We start from the raw sequence: 18961 nt of genomic DNA on the forward strand, positions 1-18961 counted from the left end.
GAGGGCCTCTGGGGGCGCGAGGGGCTGGGGAGTTGGGAGAGGGTGCGCCGAGCGCTGAATGCTGGGCATCGGGTGCGGGGGTGCGGGGGTGCGGGGGTGCACGAAAAAGCCCCGTGTCGATGATCGACACGGGGCTTGACTGCGGTCCTGACGGGATTTGCCGTGTCGGACTGCGGCTGCGCCGCGGGCGCGGCCTGCGGTCTGGGGGTGGTTCGGGCACGGGAAAGCCCCGCACCGTTTGAACGGTACGGGGCCTCGCTGCGGTCCTGACGGGATTTGAACCCGCGGCCTCCACCTTGACAGGGTGGCGAGCACTCCAAACTGCTCCACAGGACCAGGTTTCGCGGCGCGTCTTCTGCGTTGCGCTGCGAAAAGAGACTGTACAGGAGGGCGGGCCACCGGTCGAACTCACCCTCCGTGCAGGCCCCGTCACGGCGCGAGGGCGTCGATGGCCTTCACGATCCGCTTGTCGGAAACGGGGTACGCCGTGCCCAGCGCGTGCGCGAAATAGCTGACCCGGAGCTCCTCGATCATCCAGCGCACGTCCAGTACCTGCTGCGGAACCGGCCGGCCCCGCGGCATCTGCTCAAGGAGCCACGCGTACTCGTCGCGCATCTCGTGCACCTTCTCCATGCGCGAGGTGTCCCGCGGGACCCCGGTCGGCATCTGCTGCAGCCGCCGGTCCGCCGCGACCAGGTAGCGCAGCAGGTCCGGCAGCCGCCGGATGCCCGCCTCCGTCACGAAGCCCGGCTTCACCAGCGCGTCCAACTGCGCGCGCACGTCCTGGAGGTTCGCCAGCAGCGCCGGGCTGCGCACGGACTTCAGCCGGCGCTCACAGGCCTGCCAGGCGGCCAGCACCTGCTGCACCTGGCCCACCGTACGTACGGTCGTGTCGACGATCTCCGCGCGGACCTTGTCGTAGAGCTTCCGGTACGACTCCTCGTCCCACGCCGGGCCGCCGAAGTCCGCGACGAGCTTGTCCGCCGCGGCCGTCGCGCAGTCGTCGAACAGCGCCTGGATCGAGCCGTGCGGATTCGCGGACAGCCCCAGCTTCTGCTGGTTGGTGAGCTTCTCGGACGCGAACTTCGCCGGGTTGACCGGGATGTTGCGCAGGATCAGCCGGCGCGTGCCCTTCCACATGGCCTGCGCCTGCTCGGCCTCGGTGTCGAAGAGCCGTACCGAGACGGTGTTCGCCTTCGGCCCGTCGTCCACCAGCGCCGGGTACGCCCTCACGGGCTGACCGGCCCGGCGCGTCTCGAAGACCCGGGAGAGCGTGCCGATGGTCCAGTCCGTCAGACCCGTACGCTCCAGCGACTCGCCGCCACTGCGCACGGCGGTGGCCGCGGCCGCCTGCGACAGCGCCTTGCGGGCCTTCGGCCGCAGCTGCAGCTTCAGTGCCTCCAGGTCCTTGTCCTCCGCCAGCTTGCGCCGCCGCTCGTCGACGATCCGGAACGTGATCTTCAGATGGTCGGGCACCTTGGCCCAGTCGAAGTCCTCCGCCTCCAGCGGCACCCCCACCCTGCGCTTCAGCTCCCGCGCCATGGTCACCGCCAGCGGCTCCTGAAGGGGTACGGCCCGGTCCAGGAACGCCTGCGCGTAGTTCGGCGCCGGGACGTAGTGCCGGCGGATCGGCTTCGGCAGGGACCGGATCAGCTCCGTGACGACCTGCTCCCGCAGCCCCGGGATCTGCCAGTCGAAGCCCTCGTCCGCGACCTGGTTGAGCACCTGCAGCGGCACGTGCACGGTCACGCCGTCCGCGTCCGCACCCGGCTCGAACTGGTACGTCACCCGGAACTTCAGCGGACCCTGGCGCCAGGTATCCGGATAGTCGTCCTTGGTGACCGCCCCCGCCTTCTCGTTGATGAGCATCTCGCGCTCGAAGTCGAGGAAGTCCGGCTGGTCGTGCCGCTTGTGCTTCCACCAGGAGTCGAAGTGCGCACCGGAGACGACGTGTTCGGGCACCCGCTGGTCGTAGAAGTCGTACAGCGTCTCGTCGTCGACCAGGATGTCCCGGCGCCGCGCCCGGTGCTCCAGCTCCTCGACCTCCGTCAGGAGCCTGCGGTTGTCCGCGAAGAACTTGTGGTGCGTGCGCCAGTCGCCCTCCACCAGGGCGTTGCGGATGAACAGCTCACGGCTGACCTCCGGGTCGATCCGCCCGTAGTTCACCTTGCGCTGGGCCACGATCGGCACGCCGTACAGCGTCACCTTCTCGTACGCCATCACGGCCGCCTGGTCCTTCTCCCAGTGCGGCTCGCTGTAGGTGTGCTTGAGGAGGTGCCCGGCGAGCGGCTCCACCCACTCCGGCTCGATCTTCGCGTTGACGCGGGCCCACAGGCGGGACGTCTCCACCAGCTCCGCCGACATCACGAACCGCGGCGGCTTCTTGAACAGCGCCGACCCCGGGAAGATCGCGAACTTGGCGCTGCGCGCGCCCAGGTACTCGTTCTTCGCGCCCTCCTTCACGTCCTTCATGCCGACGTGGGAGAGGAGTCCCGCCAGCAGCGAGACGTGCACGCGGTCGCCGGGGGCGTCGTCGTCGTTGAGGCGGATGCCCATCTGCTTGGCGACCGTGCGCAGCTGCGTGTAGATGTCCTGCCACTCGCGGATCCGCAGGAAGTTCAGGTACTCCTGCTTGCACATCCGGCGGAAGGACGACGAGCCCCGCTCCTTCTGCTGCTCGCGCAGATACCGCCAGAGGTTGAGGAAGGCCAGGAAGTCGCTGGTCTCGTCCTTGAAGCGGGCGTGCTGCTGGTCGGCCTGCGCCTGCTTCTCCGCCGGCCGCTCCCGCGGGTCCTGGATGGACAGCGCCGCCGCTATGACCATGACCTCGCGGGCGCAGCCGTTGCGGTCGGCCTCCAGGACCATCCGCGCCAGCCGCGGGTCGACGGGCAGCTGGGCCAGCTTGCGGCCGGTGTCGGTCAGCCGCTTGCGCACGTCCTTCTGCGCCGGGTCGAGCGCGCCCAGCTCCTGGAGGAGCTGTACGCCGTCGCGGATGTTGCGGTGGTCCGGCGGGTCGATGAAGGGGAACTTCTCGATGTCGCCCAGGCCCGCCGCGGTCATCTGCAGGATGACGGAGGCGAGGTTGGTCCGCAGGATCTCCGCGTCCGTGAACTCCGGGCGCGCGTCGAAGTCGTCCTCGGAGTACAGCCGGACGCAGATGCCGTCGCTGGTCCGCCCGCAGCGGCCCTTGCGCTGGTTGGCGCTGGCCTGCGAGACCGGCTCGATCGGCAGCCGCTGCACCTTGGTGCGGTGGCTGTACCGGGAGATCCGGGCGAACCCGGGGTCGATGACGTACTTGATGCCCGGCACGGTCAGCGACGTCTCGGCGACGTTGGTCGCGAGCACGATCCGCCGCCCCGAGTGCCGCTGGAACACCCGGTGCTGCTCCGCGTGCGACAACCGCGCATACAGGGGAAGCACCTCGGTGCCTCTGTACTTCTTCTTCTCCAGCGCGTCCGCCGTGTCCCGGATCTCCCGCTCGCCGGAGAGGAAGACGAGGATGTCTCCGTTCCCCTCGCCCATCAGCTCCTCGACGGCGTCGGTGATCGCGGTGATCTGGTCCCGGTCGGCGTCGTCGCCGTCCTCTTCGAGGAGCGGCCGGTACCGCACCTCCACCGGGTACGTGCGCCCGCTCACCTCGACGATCGGCGCGTCGCCGAAGTGGCGCGAGAAGCGCTCGGGGTCAATGGTCGCCGACGTGATGACGACCTTCAGGTCCGGCCGCTTGGGCAGCAGCTGGGCGAGGTAACCCAGCAGGAAGTCGATGTTGAGGGACCGCTCGTGGGCCTCGTCGATGATGATCGTGTCGTAGGCGCGCAGCTCGCGGTCGGTCTGGATCTCGGCGAGCAGGATGCCGTCCGTCATCAGCTTGATGAAGGTGGACTCGGGATTCACCTGGTCGGTGAAGCGCACCTTCCAGCCGACGGTCTCCCCGAGCGGGGTGTCCAGCTCGTCCGCCACCCGCTCGGCGACGGTGCGCGCGGCGATCCGGCGGGGCTGGGTGTGCCCGATCATCCCGCGCACGCCGCGGCCCAGCTCCACGCAGATCTTCGGGATCTGCGTGGTCTTGCCGGACCCGGTCTCACCGGCGACGATCACGACCTGGTGATCGCGGATGGCGGCCGCGATCTCGTCCTTCTTCTGGCTGACGGGCAACTGCGCGGGGTAGCTCACGTCGGGCACCCGCGCCCGGCGCTCACCGATGCGCTGCTCGGCCTTGGCCACCTCCGCCTCGATCTCGGCGAGGACGGTGGCGCGGGCCTCCGGCTTACGGATCTTGCGTGCACCCTCCAGCCTGCGGCCGAGCCGGTGCGCGTCGCGCAGCGACAGCTCGGTCAGCCGGGGGGCGAGGGTGCCGAGGGCGGGGGCAGGGTGCGTAGACATACGGGTCCCAGGATCTCATCCCCGGGAAATTACTGGCGAACGCTTTTGCCACGGCGCCCGCGCGGGCGCCGTGGCGGCGCCGGTTGACAACTGTCCCCCCTTTCATGACGTGCGTCACCGGCTCCCCCGCTCCGCCCTCCCCGGGCCGTGTCGTCGCCCTACGGTCGGACATCGCCCGCGGTCCACGCGTCGGCGACCGGAGCAGGTTACGGAGGAGCGACATGGACGAACGGGGGCGGCCGCGGTGACGGCGGTGGTGGTGGAAGGGCTGCGAAAGGCCTACGGGAGCCGCGACGTGCTGCTCGGGATCGACTTCGCCGTGACGGAGGGCGAGATCTTCGCGCTGCTGGGCCCCAACGGCGCGGGCAAGACGACGACCCTGGAGATCCTGGAGGGCTTCCGCGGCCGGGACGAGGGCCGCGTGGAGGTGCTCGGTATGGACCCGCGGTCGTCCGCGGTCGCCCACGAGCTGCGGGAGCGGGTCGGGATCGTTCTGCAGGACACAGCCGTCGAACCATATCTCTCCGTGCGCGAGACGATCGCACGCGACGCCGGGTACTACCGGGCGCCCCGGGACGTCGACGGGGTCATCGAGCTGGTCGGGCTGCGGGAGAAGCGGAGAGCCAAGGTCAAGGACCTGTCCGGCGGGCAGAAGCGGCGTCTGGACCTGGCGCTCGGCGTGGTCGGCAATCCCAGTCTGCTGTTCCTCGACGAGCCCACCACCGGCTTCGACCCCAGCGCCCGGCGCAGTGCCTGGGAGCTGGTGCGGGACCTGCGGGACTCCGGCACCACCATCGTGCTGACGACGCACTACATGGACGAGGTGCAGGCGCTCGCCGACTCCGTCACCGTGATCGCGGACGGCCGGATCGTCGACTCGGGCACGCCGGCCACGCTCGGGGGGAGGGACAAGGCGTTCGCCCGCATCCGTTTCGAGCTGCCGCCGGGTACGGGGGTCCTGGACCTGCCGTTGCCGACGGCCCCGCCGGTCGTCGACGGCATGGTCCACCTCGAAGTGCGGGAACCGACGGCCGTGCTGCACTCCCTCACCGGCTGGGCCCTGGAGCGCGGCACGACGCTCGGGCGGCTGACCGTCGAGCGGCCGTCCCTGGAGGACGTCTACCTGGAGATCACCCGCTCCTTCGAGACGGGCGAAGCAGCGCAGTCCCAGCAGTCCCAGCAGTCCGCCGCCGTGCGCGGACGCCGACGGAAGCGGAGCCGTACATGACCGTCTCCTCGCCGGCCCCGGCCGCCGCCACAGCCCCGGACGCCGCCCGGGGCACCGCCGTCGGCCGTGGTCGCCTGCGTCTGGTGGCCCACCAGATCCGCTACGAGCAGCTTTCCTTCTGGCGCAACCCGCAGGCCGTGATCTTCACGTTTCTGCTGCCGGTGCTGGTCGTCACCGTCTTCGGAGCGGTGTTCGGCGGTGACCAGAAGTCGGACTTCTACTTCGGGCTGTCCGGCATGCAGTACTACACGCCGACGATCGCTGCGGTCTCCGTACTGGGCGCCTGCTACGGCCAGCTGGCCATCGTGCTGTCGACCCGGCGGCAGACGGGCATGCTCAAGCGGTTGCGGGCGACTCCGCTGCCGGCCTGGATCTACTTCACCGGTCTGCTGGCGCACTGCCTGCTGGTCGGCGCCATCGACATCGGGCTGGTCATCGGGGTGGGCACGCTGTACGGCGTACCGCTGCCCGCCCACTGGGCGGGGCTCGCCCTGGCCCTGGTGCTGGGTGCCGCGAGCTTCTGCGCCCTCGGCGCCGGTGTCGCCTCACTGGTCAGGAGTGCCGAATCGGCTCCGGCGCTGGTGCAGTTCATCCAGTTCCCGCTGGTGTTCATCTCGGGCAGCTACTTCCCCGTACACGCCGACGCGCTGAACACGATCGCAGGTCTGCTCCCGGTCAAGCCTTTCAACGAGGCACTGCTGGCCGCCTTCACCGGTGCGTCCGGTCATGGCTGGCGGGGGCTGGGGGTGCTGGCCGCGTGGGGCGTCCTGGGCGCGGTCGTGGCCGTACGGCGGTTCCGCTGGGACCCTCGGCCCGAGTGAGCCACGGACACGCGTGCGGGCGGTGCCACTCCGGTGGCGCCGCCCGTCGCTTCGGTCAGCTCCTGGTGAGGGCCGGTGCCGGACGGACCGTGGCGCCGTAGAGCCAGTCCAGGTGGCACAGGTCCTGGGTACGCGCCCACTGAGTGTCACGGGCGGTTTGCTCCGGCCCGTCCGGGAGGTGGAAGGTGCCGGCCCGCAGCCGTGACTGGCGGTGCACCTCGGCGGTGCGGGGCATCCGGGCGGCCTCGTACGCGCGCAGCGCACCCGGCACGTCGTCACCGTGTGCGGTGAGGACGTCCGCCAGGACGACAGCGTCCTCCAGCGCCTGGCCCGCGCCCTGGGAGAGGAACGGCAGGAGCGGATGCGCCGCGTCACCGGCCAGGGCCACCCGGCCGGTGACGTACCGGCCGGGGAGGTCCCGGTCGAAGAGGCCCCAGCGCGTCACCGAGTCCGCAGCACGCAGCACCCGCCGGACATCCTCGTGCCAGCCGCCGAACTCGGCCATGAGTTCGCCGGCACCGGCGACCGCACTGCGCGGGCCGGTGCCGGCGTACGGGTCGGCGCAGACCGCGCTGAAGTGGACCGTGCGGCCGGACGAGACGGGATAGCAGGTCACATGACGGCCCGGTCCGAACCAGAACATCACGCGCGGGTCCCCGGTGAAGGAGGGCACCGCGCCGGCCGGTACGAGACCCCGGTACACCGAGTAGCCGCAGTACACCGGCCGGTCGTCCAGCACCGCGCCGCGCACGGCGGAGTGCACGCCGTCGGCGCCGATCACCACGTCGGCGGTCACCGTCGTGCCGTCGGTGAACCGCAGGTCCGCGCGGTCGCCGTGGTCCGTGACGCCGTCCACCGTCCGTCCCAGGTACAGACCGCCGGGCGGCAGCAGATCCATGAGGCAGGCCTGCAGGTCGGCGCGGTGGACGAGGTGGTAGGGGGCCCCGAACCGGTCGACGCAGGCGTCGCCGAACGGGACACGGGACAGCATCGCGCCGTCGCTCCAGCGGCGCGACTCGATGGCGTTCGCCGTGATGCCCCTGCGGCGCAGCGGCTCCTCGGCGCCGAGTTCGCCAAGGACGCGGGCGCCGTTCGGGGTCAGCTGGATTCCCGCGCCCACCGCGCCGAGCGCCGCGGACTTCTCGTAGACGTCGCAGTGCACGCCGCGGCGCCGCAGCAGGATGGCGAGCGCGAGTCCGGAGACTCCCGCCCCGACCACGGCGACCCGCAGGCCGGTGTCCTTCATGAGGCGGGGCCCCTTCCCTCTTCTTCCTTCGCCGTTCCCGCACTGTTGGCCGCCGTCGGCGGCGTGCGGCGGGTCCCGGCCTCGTGGCCGTAGAGCCAGGCGCGTTCGCGCAGTCCGGTGAGTCCCCCGGTGCGCCGCAGGGCCTGGTCCCGTTCGCGCTGACGCGGCCCGTCGGGCAGGTGCATCGTCTCCGAGTGGCCGCGTGAGCCCTGCTGGACGGCCGCCGCGCGCGGGGCACGGACGAGCTCGTAGGCGCGCAGCCGCTCAGGGATCTCGTCGGCGGAGGCCCCCGCGAGCAGCGAGGCCAGTTCCACGGCGTCCTCGACCGCCTGGTTCGCGCCCTGCGCCATGAACGGGAGCATGGGGTGCGCGGCATCGCCGAGCACGGCGAGCCGGTCCGTGGCCCAGGTGTGCAGGACCGGCCTGTCGTGCAGCGCCCACCGGCGGACGGTGCCGACGGCGCGGGTGACGGCGGGCACGAGTCCGCTCCACCCGTCGAAGTCCTCGGTCAGCGCGGTGGCGTCGCCCTCGGCGGACCAGGACTCCGCCCCCGCCGTGGCGAGCGGAGAGATCGCGGCGAAGCTCAGCAGGCGGCCGCCGGACACCGGGTAGCAGACGAAGTGCCGGCCGGGGCCGAGCCACATCCTGATCAGCGGTTGCCGTGCCGCGGTGGGCAACCGGTCGACCGGGACCAGGCCGCGGAAGACACCGAGCCCGGAGAAGACGGGAGCGTCCCGGACGAGGCGTTCGCGCACCACGGAATGGATGCCGTCCGCGCCCACCACGAGGTCGGCGCGGTGCGTGCGGCCGTTGTCGAAGGTGAGGACCATCTCGTCGCCGTCGGGGGAGAGGTCCCGCAGCCGGTGTCCGAGCCGCAGCGGCCCGGGACCGACCAGGGTCAGCAGTGCCCCTTGCAGATCGGCGCGGTGCACGGCGCAGTAGGGCGCTCCGTACAGCGTCTCGCAGGCGGCGCCGAACGGGGTGGCGGTGATCGGCCCGCCCCGCCAGCCGTACATGCGCATGGCCTCGACGGGGACGGCGTGCCGGGCGAGTGCGGCTTCGAGGCCCAGGCTCCTGAGGCTGCGGACGGTGTTGGGGGCGAGCTGCACCCCGGCACCGATCTCGGTCATCGCGCGGGCCTGCTCGAACACCTCGCAGGGCGTACCGGACTCGGCGAGCGCCCTCGCCAGGGTCAGACCGCCGATGCCGGCGCCGACCACGGCGATACGCGGCCGGCGGGTCACGTCCGGACCCCCCGGGCCGGGAAGGCGCGCTCCAGCCAGGCGTAGGTGCGCAGTTCGTCGAAGAGCGTGCGGCCGAGGCGGTTGTGGAACATGTGCACGTGCGAGACCACGATCTGCCCCGGCACGCTGTCCGTCGTCGCACGGACCTCCCGGACCAGCTCCGTCAGGGCCGCGTGCCAGGGCTCGAAGGGGCCGTGCCGGTCCGGGTCCACGGGACGGGCGGACCCTTCGGGGATGTGGCACAGCCGGTCGAGTTCCCCGGGCGTGCTGCCCAGGCCGGCCGCCCAGGCACGCCAGGCCGCCAGGCTGTGGGCGTAGTACAGGGCTTGTTCGGCGTCGTCACCGAGGGCGGCGGCCGCGGAGACGGTGGCGCGCAGCGCGAGGGCGGAACGGGTCTGCGGGGTCGACACGTGGGGCAGCAGGGCGAGCACCAGTTCGCTGGATCGCTGGAAAAGACGCTCGGTCCGCGGCATCAGGGCGGCGCCGCCGTACCGTGCGGTCTCCGGTTCGTACAGGGCGCGGTGCACGCCTGGGGGGCGCAGCTCCGCGACGGGGTGGTCGCCGCCGTACTCGGCGCGGGCCAGCTGCCCGGCCGCGGCGCGGTACGCCTCCTCGCCGAACGGCTGCTCGTCGCCGGCCGGCCGCCCCTCGGCCGCGAGCAGGTCCCGCAGCAGCGCTTCCACCCGTGCGTGCTCCGCATGTCCCAGGTCCCCCACGCGCAGCCGCAGGTGGGGGCCGCCCTCCCAGTAGCGGATGAAGAACCAGGGCGCGCCGTCCAGGGTCCGCGTCACCGGGGCGACGACCCGGTTCACCACACGGTCGAGCAGTGACGGGGCGTTCGAGGCGACATGCAGGTGCCACGCGCTCCACGTGGTGCCGGTGTCCGTCGTGGGCGTGCCGGGTGCCGTCTGCTGTTCCAAGGTGTTCTCCTCCGTCAGACTCTGATGTCCAGCAGCCCGTGGGCCGGGTACCGGGGCGTGCCGACCACCGCGGCGAGGGCGAGCATCTCGTCGGGGCCCAGCCGGAGGATCCGCTGCACCGGTATCTCGTTGAAGGCGCGGACCGGGCGGGTGAACATCCCGTAGGCCGTGGTGGACAGGCACAGTCCGTGCAGGGCCCAGCCGCACCAGTACTGGGCGGCGCTCCACCCGTTGGCACCGAGGCGGGCGAAGAGTTCCCGCGGTTTCACGGACATGAACCAGATCGCCGAGGCGTTGCGGATGTCGCAGCCCGCGTCCGTGCTCAGCCCGTATCCGTACTCCGCCTCCAGGCGGGCCGCCGCGGTGCGGTCGGCGGACAGCTGGACACACTCGCCCGCGCGCACCCGGTGGATGCCGTCCGGGAGGCCCGCCACGTCCTGGGTGACGACGGTGAGGGTGACCAGGTCCGCCACGGCCGCGAGGGTCGGTCCCGGAGGCGGGGCGTCGAGCCAGCGCAGGGCGTCCTCGACGGAGCCGGCCGGTACGCGGGTGCGCCGGCCGCTCATGCCGAGCAGGCCGCGGGGCATCCGGCCGGAGTTGCGGCGCCACATCAGGTCCGCCCACGACGCCGTGCCGGGGCCGGGCACCGGGCGGGCCGGCACGGCGGATGGCAGGGGGGCCGGGGCGTCGGTGAAGTCCTGGGTGCGGTTGACGCGCACCAGGTCCCGCAGCGCGGGCTCCTCGGGCTGGTCCTCGGGCTGCTTCCCGGGCTGGTCCTCGGGCTTCGGGGCGTCCGCTGCCGGGGCCGGCTCCCGGGACTCGGGGCCGATCTCGACGACGGTGGGCAGGGACCACTCCCAGCCGGGCGTCAGGCCGAGTTCGTCCAGCAGGGCGGCGGAGCCCCCGTGCGGCAGGACCACCCGGCCCGACAGCCCGAACAGCTCGAGAGCCAGCGCCAGCTGCCGGAGCACGATGCCGAGTTCGAGGTTCACCAGGGAGCCGCGGAACCACTTGTAGCCGCTCGGGATCCGGGTGTACCTGCCGGTCAGCGCGATCCGCCGCTGCCGCCCCCGGTGGGTGCCCGCGGTGAGCACGGTCAGGGTGTGCCGCTCGGGATCGAGCAGATGCCAGTGCTGCCCGTCGTCGACGAAGACCTGGACGGGGTAGAGGCAGCGGGGCGAGGCGTAGCCGCGGTGCGGGTCGTAGACGGCGTCCGGGTCGGACCACTGCACACCGAAGCCCGCGACGAGCGCCCGGAGCAGCGCCTCGTCCGGATCCCGCACGGCCGCCCGGCCGTGCGGGTAGGGCGTACGGTCGAGCAACTCGTGGGTTTCACGGGGCAGTTCGACGCACGAGCCGCCCCTTGCGCACGAGGGCGGCGGCGGGTGCGTGTGTGCCGTCATGGGAGGCTGGTCCACCCGGGTCCAGGGGGGCACGGCCGGTTCGTCGGAGCCGGCGCCGAACGCGTACCACAGCGGCTCGCGTTCGATGTTGTTGTCGCCGTAGGGGGCCGGCAGGTCGACGGGGGCACGGCGGACCTGTGCGGGTTCATGGGAACGGGTGTGGGTCATAAGGAATTTCCCGGTTCTCCTGCGGGGTGCCGGCAAGCGCTGCCACCAGGCGTGGAAGGTTCTTCAGGCGCTGCTGCGCGTGGCCGAAGCACATCGGCAGGATGCCCGGGACGACGGCCTTGGCGACCGATATCCCGGCGTCGGCGTGCTCGCGGGTGGTCTGGTTCACCAGGACGATCCGGTCCAGGCCCGCGGCGGCGTACAGGGCGCGTACGTGGTCGAGTGCGCCACGCACCGTCCCGCCGGAGGCCCGGCGCAGGACCTGGGGCCAGCCGGGGAACGCGTCCTGGACCGTGGTCTGCGGTCCGCCGAGTACTTCGGTGACGCGTGCCAGCTTCTCCGGGAGGGTGTAGAGCTGCGGATGCTGTTCGAGTTCCACGAGCTTCCAGGGGTCGTCGAGCATCTGCTCGGCCTCTTCCCGGTTCCACTGCATCTTGTTGGTGACGAGCTGGGCGACCTCGCGCAGGGCCCCGCGGATCGCGGTGTCCGGGTCCGCTCCCGAGCCGCCGGAGGAGTACGAGGCGGGGAAGGGGTTCTGGCGGTTCACGACGAGCACCCACACGATCGGCAGGTCGATGTCCTGCCGGGCCACCAGGACATGGACGTCGAAGCCGCGCGTGCGGATCAGGTCGATCAGGCTCCGGCTCTCCGGGTCTGTGATCGACGCGTCCGCGATCCGGGGCAGTGGCTCGCGGCGGTGCCAGGAGAGCAGGAACGCGTCGCGTTCGGCGAGTTCGAGCAGGGAGTGCAGCGCGGCCTCCGTGAGGCTCGAGCCGGCCGCGCATCCGCTCGACGAGTCGTGGAAGTACTTGCGCAGCGTCCCGGGTGCGGGCCGGTGGCCGGCGGCGCGGGCCCGCCGTGCCTCGACACGGGCCGCGCGGGCCGCGTGCCGGGAGAGCTTGAAACGCTGCTCGTACTGGTAGAAGCCGGCCTCGGCCGGAACGAGCAGGGGCTCGCCGGTGGCCAGGTCGTGGCCCCACACCCAGTCCATGGGGGTGTCCGGCGTGTACGGGAGCACCTGGCAGTCGGGGTGCTCCAGTTGCTTCTCGGTGTGCTCCCCGAGCGTGACCGGATCGAGTGCGTGGGCGGCCACCTCGCGGTGGGAGCGCTCAAGGAGCAGCGGGGTGTCGAAGGGGAAGCTGCCGAGCCGTTCGTAGGTCTCGATGATGCCGACGGGGTCGGCCTCGGCGAACGTACCGGCCCGGCCGTGGCCCGGGGCGGCGGCGTCCGGCGCCAGGCACATGCTCATGGCGAAGGGGACGTCCGACTCGCGCATGATGACCTGGATCGGCCCGTACCTGGCGTCCAGGAGGCGCTCGCGCAGCGCACCGGGCTCGACCAGGTGCGCACCGCCGGCGCCGCGCGTGGGGTCCTTGGACGAGAGGGGTTCGGCGGGCAGTTCCAGGGGCTCCGGACGCCAGTCGTCGGCCGCCACCGATCCGTGGTCGGCGCAGGCCGGGCAGAAGAAGCTGCGCGGGACGCGGTGGCGGCGCACGTACTGGGCACCGACCGCGTACAGCTCTCCCGGACCCAGCGGATGGTCGGCGAGGTTCGCCGCGGCCGCGGCGAGGAGGAGGGGCAGCAGGGGCCGGGCCGCGCGCGGGACCGCGCGGGGTGTGTCCAGCGCGGTCGCCAGGGGGTGCTCCGCGGTGGTGCGTTCGCGTACCTCGGCACAGCTCGCGCAGCCGGAGTCGGTGCCCGGCACCCATCGGGGGCCGACGACGACCTCGTCGTCGTACACCCGGACCGACACGAGGTCCTCGCCGTCGGCGGAAGCCTTCTCCCACTGGAGCCGCTCCCAGCTCAGGTCCCAGCCGCGGTTGGCGACGACCTTCGCGTCCAGCGCGTCGCCGAGCCCCCGCAGGGCCTCGTCCCAGAGGCCGTCGGATCCTCCGAGTCCGGGTCCGTGGTGCTGCTCATCGTGCATGGCGGGGCTCCTGCGTGAGCTGACGGGCGTGGACGGGACCGAACCAGAAGGGAATCTCGCCGAGCACCGGATCGCTCCGCAGCGAAGTGCCCTCGTAGGAGACGCCCCGCGCGGCGCCGAGCCGGAGGACCTGCTCCCGCAGGGAGCCGATCCGCTCCTCGTCGGCGGCGCCGGCGGAGTCCGTGACGAGCGGGGGCACGTCGGCACCGCCGGCGTGCGCGGCCTCCACCTGTGCACGGGCCAGTGCCGTACTCAGGGCCTGACGGACCGCGCTGTCCGCGTCGAAGGCCCAGGAGGCGCCCAACGGAGTCCCGCCGGCCGTGGGTCCGACGCGTGCGAGGCGCCAGTCGAGGCCGGGGACGCGGAACACCCGGGTGGTGAGGCGGTCCCGCTGCCACTCCTGGAGGATGCGGCGGATACGGGCCGTCTCCTCGTTCTCGTCGACGACCGTGTGGTCGGCCTCCGCCTCGTCGGCGAGCAGCCGCAGCACTCCGTCGAGGAGCCAGCGCTCCTCGGTCACACCGGCGGCGCCCACCGCCCCCTCGGCCTGGGGGACGGAGCCGCGCAGCACCTGCAGGGCGGCGCCGACCGTCGCGGAGCGCTGGTCCGGCCCCCAGACGGCGGTCCGGCCGGTGGTCCCGGTGCGCGGCTCCGTCGCCCTGACGGCCAGTGGCATCTGCGGGAGGTCCTGTTCCGCGCGGGCCGCGGTGAACAGGCCCTTCCAGCGGGCGGTGAGCGTGTTGACCTGCTCGATCGCCTCGTCGGGGTCGGGCAGGGGTGCGGCGGGCGCGGCGGCGAGCGTCCGCGGCCCGCCCACCGGTGCGGCGGCCGGCAGCAGGACGCGCTCCGCCACGAGGTCGGCACCGTGCACCACATGGGCCGTACGGCCCTCGTCGAGCCCCGCGAGGACGTCGAGCACCAGCTGCCCCGCGATCGCACCGGTCATCGCATCCGCCACCGGCCGTGCGGCGGGGCCGAGTTCCTCCCCCTGGGCCCAGCCGAGCACCCGGCGGCGGAAGGCGGCGAGCCGGGCGTACTGGGCGGCGTCGTGGACGACGGGGCCCGCCTGCAGCACGCGGTCGCCGAGCAGCACCGGCACGACCGGTACGCCGCCGGGAACCCGCCCGGCGTACTCGCCGGGACCGTCCTCGTCCCGGCCGCACCACAGCACGGCGTCCGCCCCTTCGCAGGCCTCGGGACCGGCGGTGTCCTGGACCAGTACCCGGCCGACACCGGCGCGGCTCAGCCCGCGGGCCGCGGGGCGTACCGCGTCGGCGGGGCCGGACAGGACGACACGGGCGGCGCGGACCGCGGCGAACGCGGCGTACGGGTCGGCGCTCACCGACTCCAGGTAGGCGAGCGTGCCCGCGTAGCGCTCCCGGTCCGCCACGCTCGTGCGGTCGCCGCGCAGGACGTCCTCGTCGAGCAGCATCCCGTGCTCGCGCAGGCCGCCGGTCAGACGGCGCACGACGGGCCTGGCCCGCTCCGTGCCGAGGGCGGCCACCAGGTCGTCCTCGGTCGTGCCCCGTTCCAGGAGGGGCACGCACACGTCCGCGACCTTGAACAGCTGGTCCCAGCCCTTGAGGACGAACTGGGTCCGTGCTCCGCTGAAGTACACACCGCCCGGCACCGGTGCGCAGTGCAGGTACGGTCTCGCTCTCATCCTCATCCGTTCTCCCCCTCGTACTGGAACGCGCCGCCCGGCCGGCGTCCGATCTCCACGACCCACTCCTGCGCGTGGGTTCCCTCCACGACCGACGGAAGTGCCTCCTCGAGGTAGTCGACCGACTCGTGCGCGGTGGCCCGGCGTTCCAGCATCTTCGGCAGGACCCGGGTGCTCAGGGCGCTCACCAGGTCCACGTACTGCGGCTTGTGTCGGAGTCGGCGCGGCAGCACGTCGGCCGGGTCGAGCGTGCGCGGCGCGTCCGCCCCGAACGCCGTCTTGAGTACGACTTCCTCGGGAACGCCGTGCCGGGCACGCCAGGCGGTCAGCGCCAGCAACCGGTCCTGTTCGGCGGGGCCTGCGCCCAGGGCCGCGGTCAGCTCCGCGCCGCCGTACCAGCGGCGCCGGGACAGCAGCACGTCGCCGACGGAGAACCGCGGGCACACCAGCGTGCGCTGCCCGTCGTCCCGGGGCCGGGCGCCGAACCAGCCGTCGAGGAGGTCGTTGTTGAGTCGTCCTCCGGTGGTCAGGGACGTCGCGAGGGACAGGGGCGGCGGAAAGAGCCCCGGATGGCCCGTGCCGAGCGGCAGTACGCGGGTCCTTCGGCCCTCGCCGTCCTCGAGGCAGAGGGTGTCCTGCTCCGTGTCGTGGACCAGGCGCAGGGCGAACCAGTCGTCGGGCTCCATGCCCGCGGGCAGGACGTGCGGGTGCGCGTTCACGTTGAGGCGGTGCAGTCCTCGCTCCTCCACCACCCGTGCGCCGTCCCACGCGTACCGTTCGGTCAGCCGCTCGGCCAGGTAGGGGATCGCCTCGCCGGACAGGCTCCGGTCGGCGTCGAGGAACCGGGAGTAGAGCATGCCGTGTCCGGGCAGGCCGTCGTTGAACACCAGGTGCCGGCCCGCGGCCTGCACCATCACCCCGTAGCTCATCGGGTCACGGCGCACCCGCTCGGGCATGCCGCCGGCCAGCTCCGACGCCTCTTCGGCGGTCAGGCGGACGTCCGCCGCTCCGGTGTCGACCGCCCGTGTGATGCGGGACCGGGTCTCCTCGGTGATCCGGTGCCGCAGTGCGAACAGCCGTTCGAGACTGCCATCGGGGGTGCCGAGACCGTCGAGCGCGCCGGTGTCGCCGCTCTCGTACGACTGCCCCATCAGGGCCGCGCGTCGTGAGACCTCCTTGACCAGTGACTCGGCGTGCCTGGCGAGCGGAACGTTCGCCCCGGCCCCGAAGCGCTGCACGAAGGCGGCCGTCGTCAGGATGCGGACGTCGTGCAGCCAGTCGAAGACCGACAGCAGCTCCACCGTCGGGCCGAGGTCGGCTAGCGGCCGCCGCCAGCGACCGGAGTCGACGGTCGTGGGCGCAAGTACGTAGTCCTCTTCGACGGTGACCCGCGCCGGGCGCCCCGCCAGCCGGCCGAGCTGGGCGAAGTCCGCCTCGATCGCGCCGAGTTCGTGCCGCCGCTCGTCGACGGGGCCGGTCGCCAGCCGCGACAGCCGGCACCGTACGCCGTCCAGCAGCTCGCTCCCCGGGGCCCCGGGCCGGGACAACAGCTGCGCCAGGTCGGCGGCGCCGTCCTCCGGCTCGTTGTAGGTGCACAGGATGCCCTGGTGGACGCCCTGGAGTACGGCCTTGGCGGCGTCCTGGGCCGTGCACCCGGTCTGCTCGGCGAGGTGCGACACCACCGACCGCACGGGCCGCGGACCCATGACCGTCGCGTCGACGAGGGCTCGGACGACGCCCTTGACCGGGGCGGACAGGCGCTGGAAGCCCGACTCGGAGGGGCGCAGGAAGTACAGCGTCTCCCGGCTCTCGTCGAGGGCCGAGGTCGGCGACAGCGAGACCCAGGCGTCGAGCAGCGCGGAGCCCGTGGCCGCGGGCAGGCCCCCGAGCACGTAGCCGACCATGACCCGGTCCAGGCCGGGGAAGGCCGCAGCCGTCCCGAAGCCCACCGTCCCCGGGTCGATGCCGCCGGGTGCCGGGACGGCGAGACCCACGGCGGTGAAGCGGGCCAGGGGGCTCGTGCGCACCATGGCCCGCGTGACGTACTGGAGCAGGCCGCGCTCCGACTTGCGGCTGCGGGCGGACAGCCGCCCGGGGCCCGCGACGGCGGCCCGGTAGCGCTCGGACTCCTGGTACACCTCGGGCGAGACGAGCGCCAGTGAGCTGCGCAGGTGTTCGTCCGCCAGCACCCCGGCGAGCCGGTGGCGCTCCCGGTCGGCCGCCTGCTCGTAGTGGCGGGCGGTCTCCTCCCGGAGCCGTCGCCGCTCGTCCGTCGCCCGGAGCCACTCGCTCACGGACGGCACGCCGAGCACGGACGGCGGGGCGTTCCTGAGGGGGCGGTCGTTGTGAACGGCCCGGCGCGCGGCGATGAGCCGCCCGCGCGCGGTGTCGTCGGTGGTCTCCCCGATGAGGCCGTAGAGCTCGTCGGAGCACCGGTCGGCGGCGGACCGCACGTCGCGTTCCGCCTGCTCGAGGCGGGCCAGAAGGCCGCGCAGTCCCTCATCGGCCAGCCGGACACGGCTCAGGGGATTGATGCGCAGCAGCCACAGGGGTTCCTTCTGCGGGCTGCCGGACACGGACTGCGGTGCCCCGGCGGTCCACGTCTCCAGTGCCGTCATCGGGTGGCCCTCCGGGTCCGTTCCCACCGCGCCCGCCCCTTGGCCAGGCGCTCCTGCCAGGTCTCGCCGAGGACCTCGTCGATGGTCTCGGCGAGCGCATAGCACATGTAGTAGCGCTGGATCGGAGAGACGGTGAGCAGCGGCAGCTGCTGGTAGAAGAGGTTGATCAGCAGGCGGTACGCGGCGAACCACGGCGTCGGGTCGTCGATCACCCCGGACTCCGCCGTGGCGCGGTGGAACTCGGTGTCGGGGTGCTCACCCCGCGGCACCGCGTCCGGCGCCGCCGGCGGCCCCATGGCGGTGGTGTCCACGGCCGAGTGGACCGCGTCCAGCACCGCGGGGGTCAGCCGGCCGTCCACCACCGCGCTGTCCAGCGCCCCCGTGGAGTACGCGAAGGCCGTACGCCACTCGGCCGCCGCCGGACCCACCCGTCCGGCGAGGCGCTGCTCCACCAGCTCGCGCAGCACGGGCGCCTCCTTGGCCCGCCGCGCGGCGAACAAGGGGCGCATGTCCTTGCTGGGAGCCGCCCAGGCGAGGAACGCCTCGGAGTGCGAGCGGAAGGAGAAGGCGCCGTGGGCCAGGCCCAGGAAGTAGGAGTCCCCCAGCGCGAGGAACGCCTCCGCGAGCCGGGCGGTGGCCAGGGACGGGTCCCCCGCCAGTTCCTCGATGGTGTTCATCAGCGGCGGGCACAGGACGCCGTGCACGATCTCTGCCTCGCGCAGATCCCGCAGCAGGGGGTCGCGCACCTCCCCGTCGTCGGGCCCGAGGAACTCGACCTCGCCGTGCTCGCGCATCGGGAGATACGGCGGTGCGACTGCCTCCAGGCGGCCGAACTCCCGTGCCTGCGCGAGATACTTCTCCTCGTCCAGCGCCCGGTCGGCGGGCAGCGGACCGGCGTCCAGCCGCCGCGCGAGGGACCGCCAGGGGAGTTCCTGCCCGAGCGCGCCGCGTCCGACGACGTCGACGTGGGGTCCGTGCAGCCATCCCCGCCGCAGTCGTACGACGGCGCCGCCGTTCTCCCGTACCGACCGGGCGACGGGCACCGCCGACGCGGCGAGCCACGCCAGTGTCACCGGCGCCCTGGTGAAGAGCCGGACCCCGGTGAGGCGGCCCGACGCCGGGGCGTCGATACGGTCTTCTGGCGCATTGGCTCTCATGGGAACTCATCTTTCAAGAAATCGAAGGCAGCCATAAAGAGGGGGCCACTCAATTACTGACATCCGTCATGCGCTTCGTGACACCTGTGCCGCGTTTCGCGCCGGAACAGCGGGATAGGATGACCGGGTGATCGATGAATCCGGCAGGCGGAAACTGAGCGGCAATCGGCCCTTGCAGGGGGC

At 72.7% G+C, this 18961-nt stretch carries 11 protein-coding genes and 1 tRNA gene; 2 read left to right on the forward strand and 10 right to left on the reverse strand.

The genetic code is table 11. The annotated features are described in order from the left end of the window. Window positions 1-261: 261 nt before the first annotated feature. Both IG94_RS0117470 and hrpA read right to left on the reverse strand, forming a co-directional pair. A tRNA-Asp gene (locus IG94_RS0117470) sits at window positions 262-336 on the reverse strand. A 93-nt stretch (window positions 337-429) separates the two neighbouring features. Next, on the reverse strand, window positions 430-4383 hold the full coding sequence (gene hrpA, locus IG94_RS0117475; protein WP_031037038.1) for an ATP-dependent RNA helicase HrpA: 3954 nt from the start codon (window positions 4381-4383) through the stop codon (window positions 430-432). A gap of 244 nt (window positions 4384-4627) precedes the next feature. Here hrpA and IG94_RS0117480 point away from each other — a divergent pair, with 244 nt between their 5' ends. Together IG94_RS0117480 and IG94_RS0117485 are read left to right on the forward strand one after the other, a co-directional pair. Then, complete coding sequence (locus IG94_RS0117480; RefSeq protein ID WP_031037041.1) at window positions 4628-5611, forward strand: ABC transporter ATP-binding protein; 984 nt, start codon at window positions 4628-4630, stop codon at window positions 5609-5611. After that, window positions 5608-6432 carry an ABC transporter permease gene (locus tag IG94_RS0117485; protein WP_031037045.1) on the forward strand — a complete coding sequence of 275 codons (825 nt, stop codon included), beginning with the start codon at window positions 5608-5610 and terminating at the stop codon, window positions 6430-6432. Before IG94_RS0117480 ends, IG94_RS0117485 begins: the two co-directional genes overlap by 4 nt. 55 nt (window positions 6433-6487) lie before the next feature. Here IG94_RS0117485 and IG94_RS0117490 read toward each other — a convergent pair whose 3' ends face one another. Genes IG94_RS0117490 through IG94_RS0117525 form a run of 8 tightly spaced genes read right to left on the reverse strand, consistent with a single transcriptional unit; the run spans window position 6488 to window position 18778 of the window. Continuing rightward, window positions 6488-7678: an FAD-dependent monooxygenase gene (locus IG94_RS0117490; protein WP_043483825.1), complete on the reverse strand. Its 1191-nt coding sequence runs from the start codon at window positions 7676-7678 to the stop codon at window positions 6488-6490. Then, window positions 7675-8922 (reverse strand): FAD-dependent monooxygenase, encoded by a 1248-nt coding sequence (locus tag IG94_RS0117495; protein WP_052410721.1) that lies wholly within the window; start codon window positions 8920-8922, stop codon window positions 7675-7677. Before IG94_RS0117495 ends, IG94_RS0117490 begins: the two co-directional genes overlap by 4 nt. Continuing rightward, window positions 8919-9842 (reverse strand): thiopeptide-type bacteriocin biosynthesis protein, encoded by a 924-nt coding sequence (locus IG94_RS0117500; RefSeq protein WP_031037052.1) that lies wholly within the window; start codon window positions 9840-9842, stop codon window positions 8919-8921. Before IG94_RS0117500 ends, IG94_RS0117495 begins: the two co-directional genes overlap by 4 nt. A gap of 14 nt (window positions 9843-9856) precedes the next feature. Next, the gene (locus IG94_RS0117505; protein WP_052410722.1) at window positions 9857-11413 is read right to left on the reverse strand and encodes a hypothetical protein; all 1557 of its coding nucleotides are present in this window, start codon (window positions 11411-11413) and stop codon (window positions 9857-9859) included. Continuing rightward, window positions 11391-13340 (reverse strand): TOMM precursor leader peptide-binding protein, encoded by a 1950-nt coding sequence (locus tag IG94_RS0117510; RefSeq protein WP_031037058.1) that lies wholly within the window; start codon window positions 13338-13340, stop codon window positions 11391-11393. Before IG94_RS0117510 ends, IG94_RS0117505 begins: the two co-directional genes overlap by 23 nt. Beyond that, window positions 13330-15003: a hypothetical protein gene (locus tag IG94_RS0117515; RefSeq protein WP_224326360.1), complete on the reverse strand. Its 1674-nt coding sequence runs from the start codon at window positions 15001-15003 to the stop codon at window positions 13330-13332. The genes IG94_RS0117510 and IG94_RS0117515 overlap by 11 nt, the downstream gene beginning before the upstream one ends. Before the next feature lie 2 nt (window positions 15004-15005). Beyond that, the gene (locus IG94_RS0117520) at window positions 15006-17648 is read right to left on the reverse strand and encodes a lantibiotic dehydratase family protein (RefSeq protein ID WP_224326362.1); all 2643 of its coding nucleotides are present in this window, start codon (window positions 17646-17648) and stop codon (window positions 15006-15008) included. Then, window positions 17618-18778 (reverse strand): hypothetical protein, encoded by a 1161-nt coding sequence (locus IG94_RS0117525; protein ID WP_224326364.1) that lies wholly within the window; start codon window positions 18776-18778, stop codon window positions 17618-17620. The genes IG94_RS0117520 and IG94_RS0117525 overlap by 31 nt, the downstream gene beginning before the upstream one ends. Window positions 18779-18961 lie beyond the last annotated feature (183 nt).

Origin of the sequence: Streptomyces olivaceus, from assembly GCF_000721235.1 — a bacterium.
Lineage (GTDB): Bacteria > Actinomycetota > Actinomycetes > Streptomycetales > Streptomycetaceae > Streptomyces > Streptomyces olivaceus.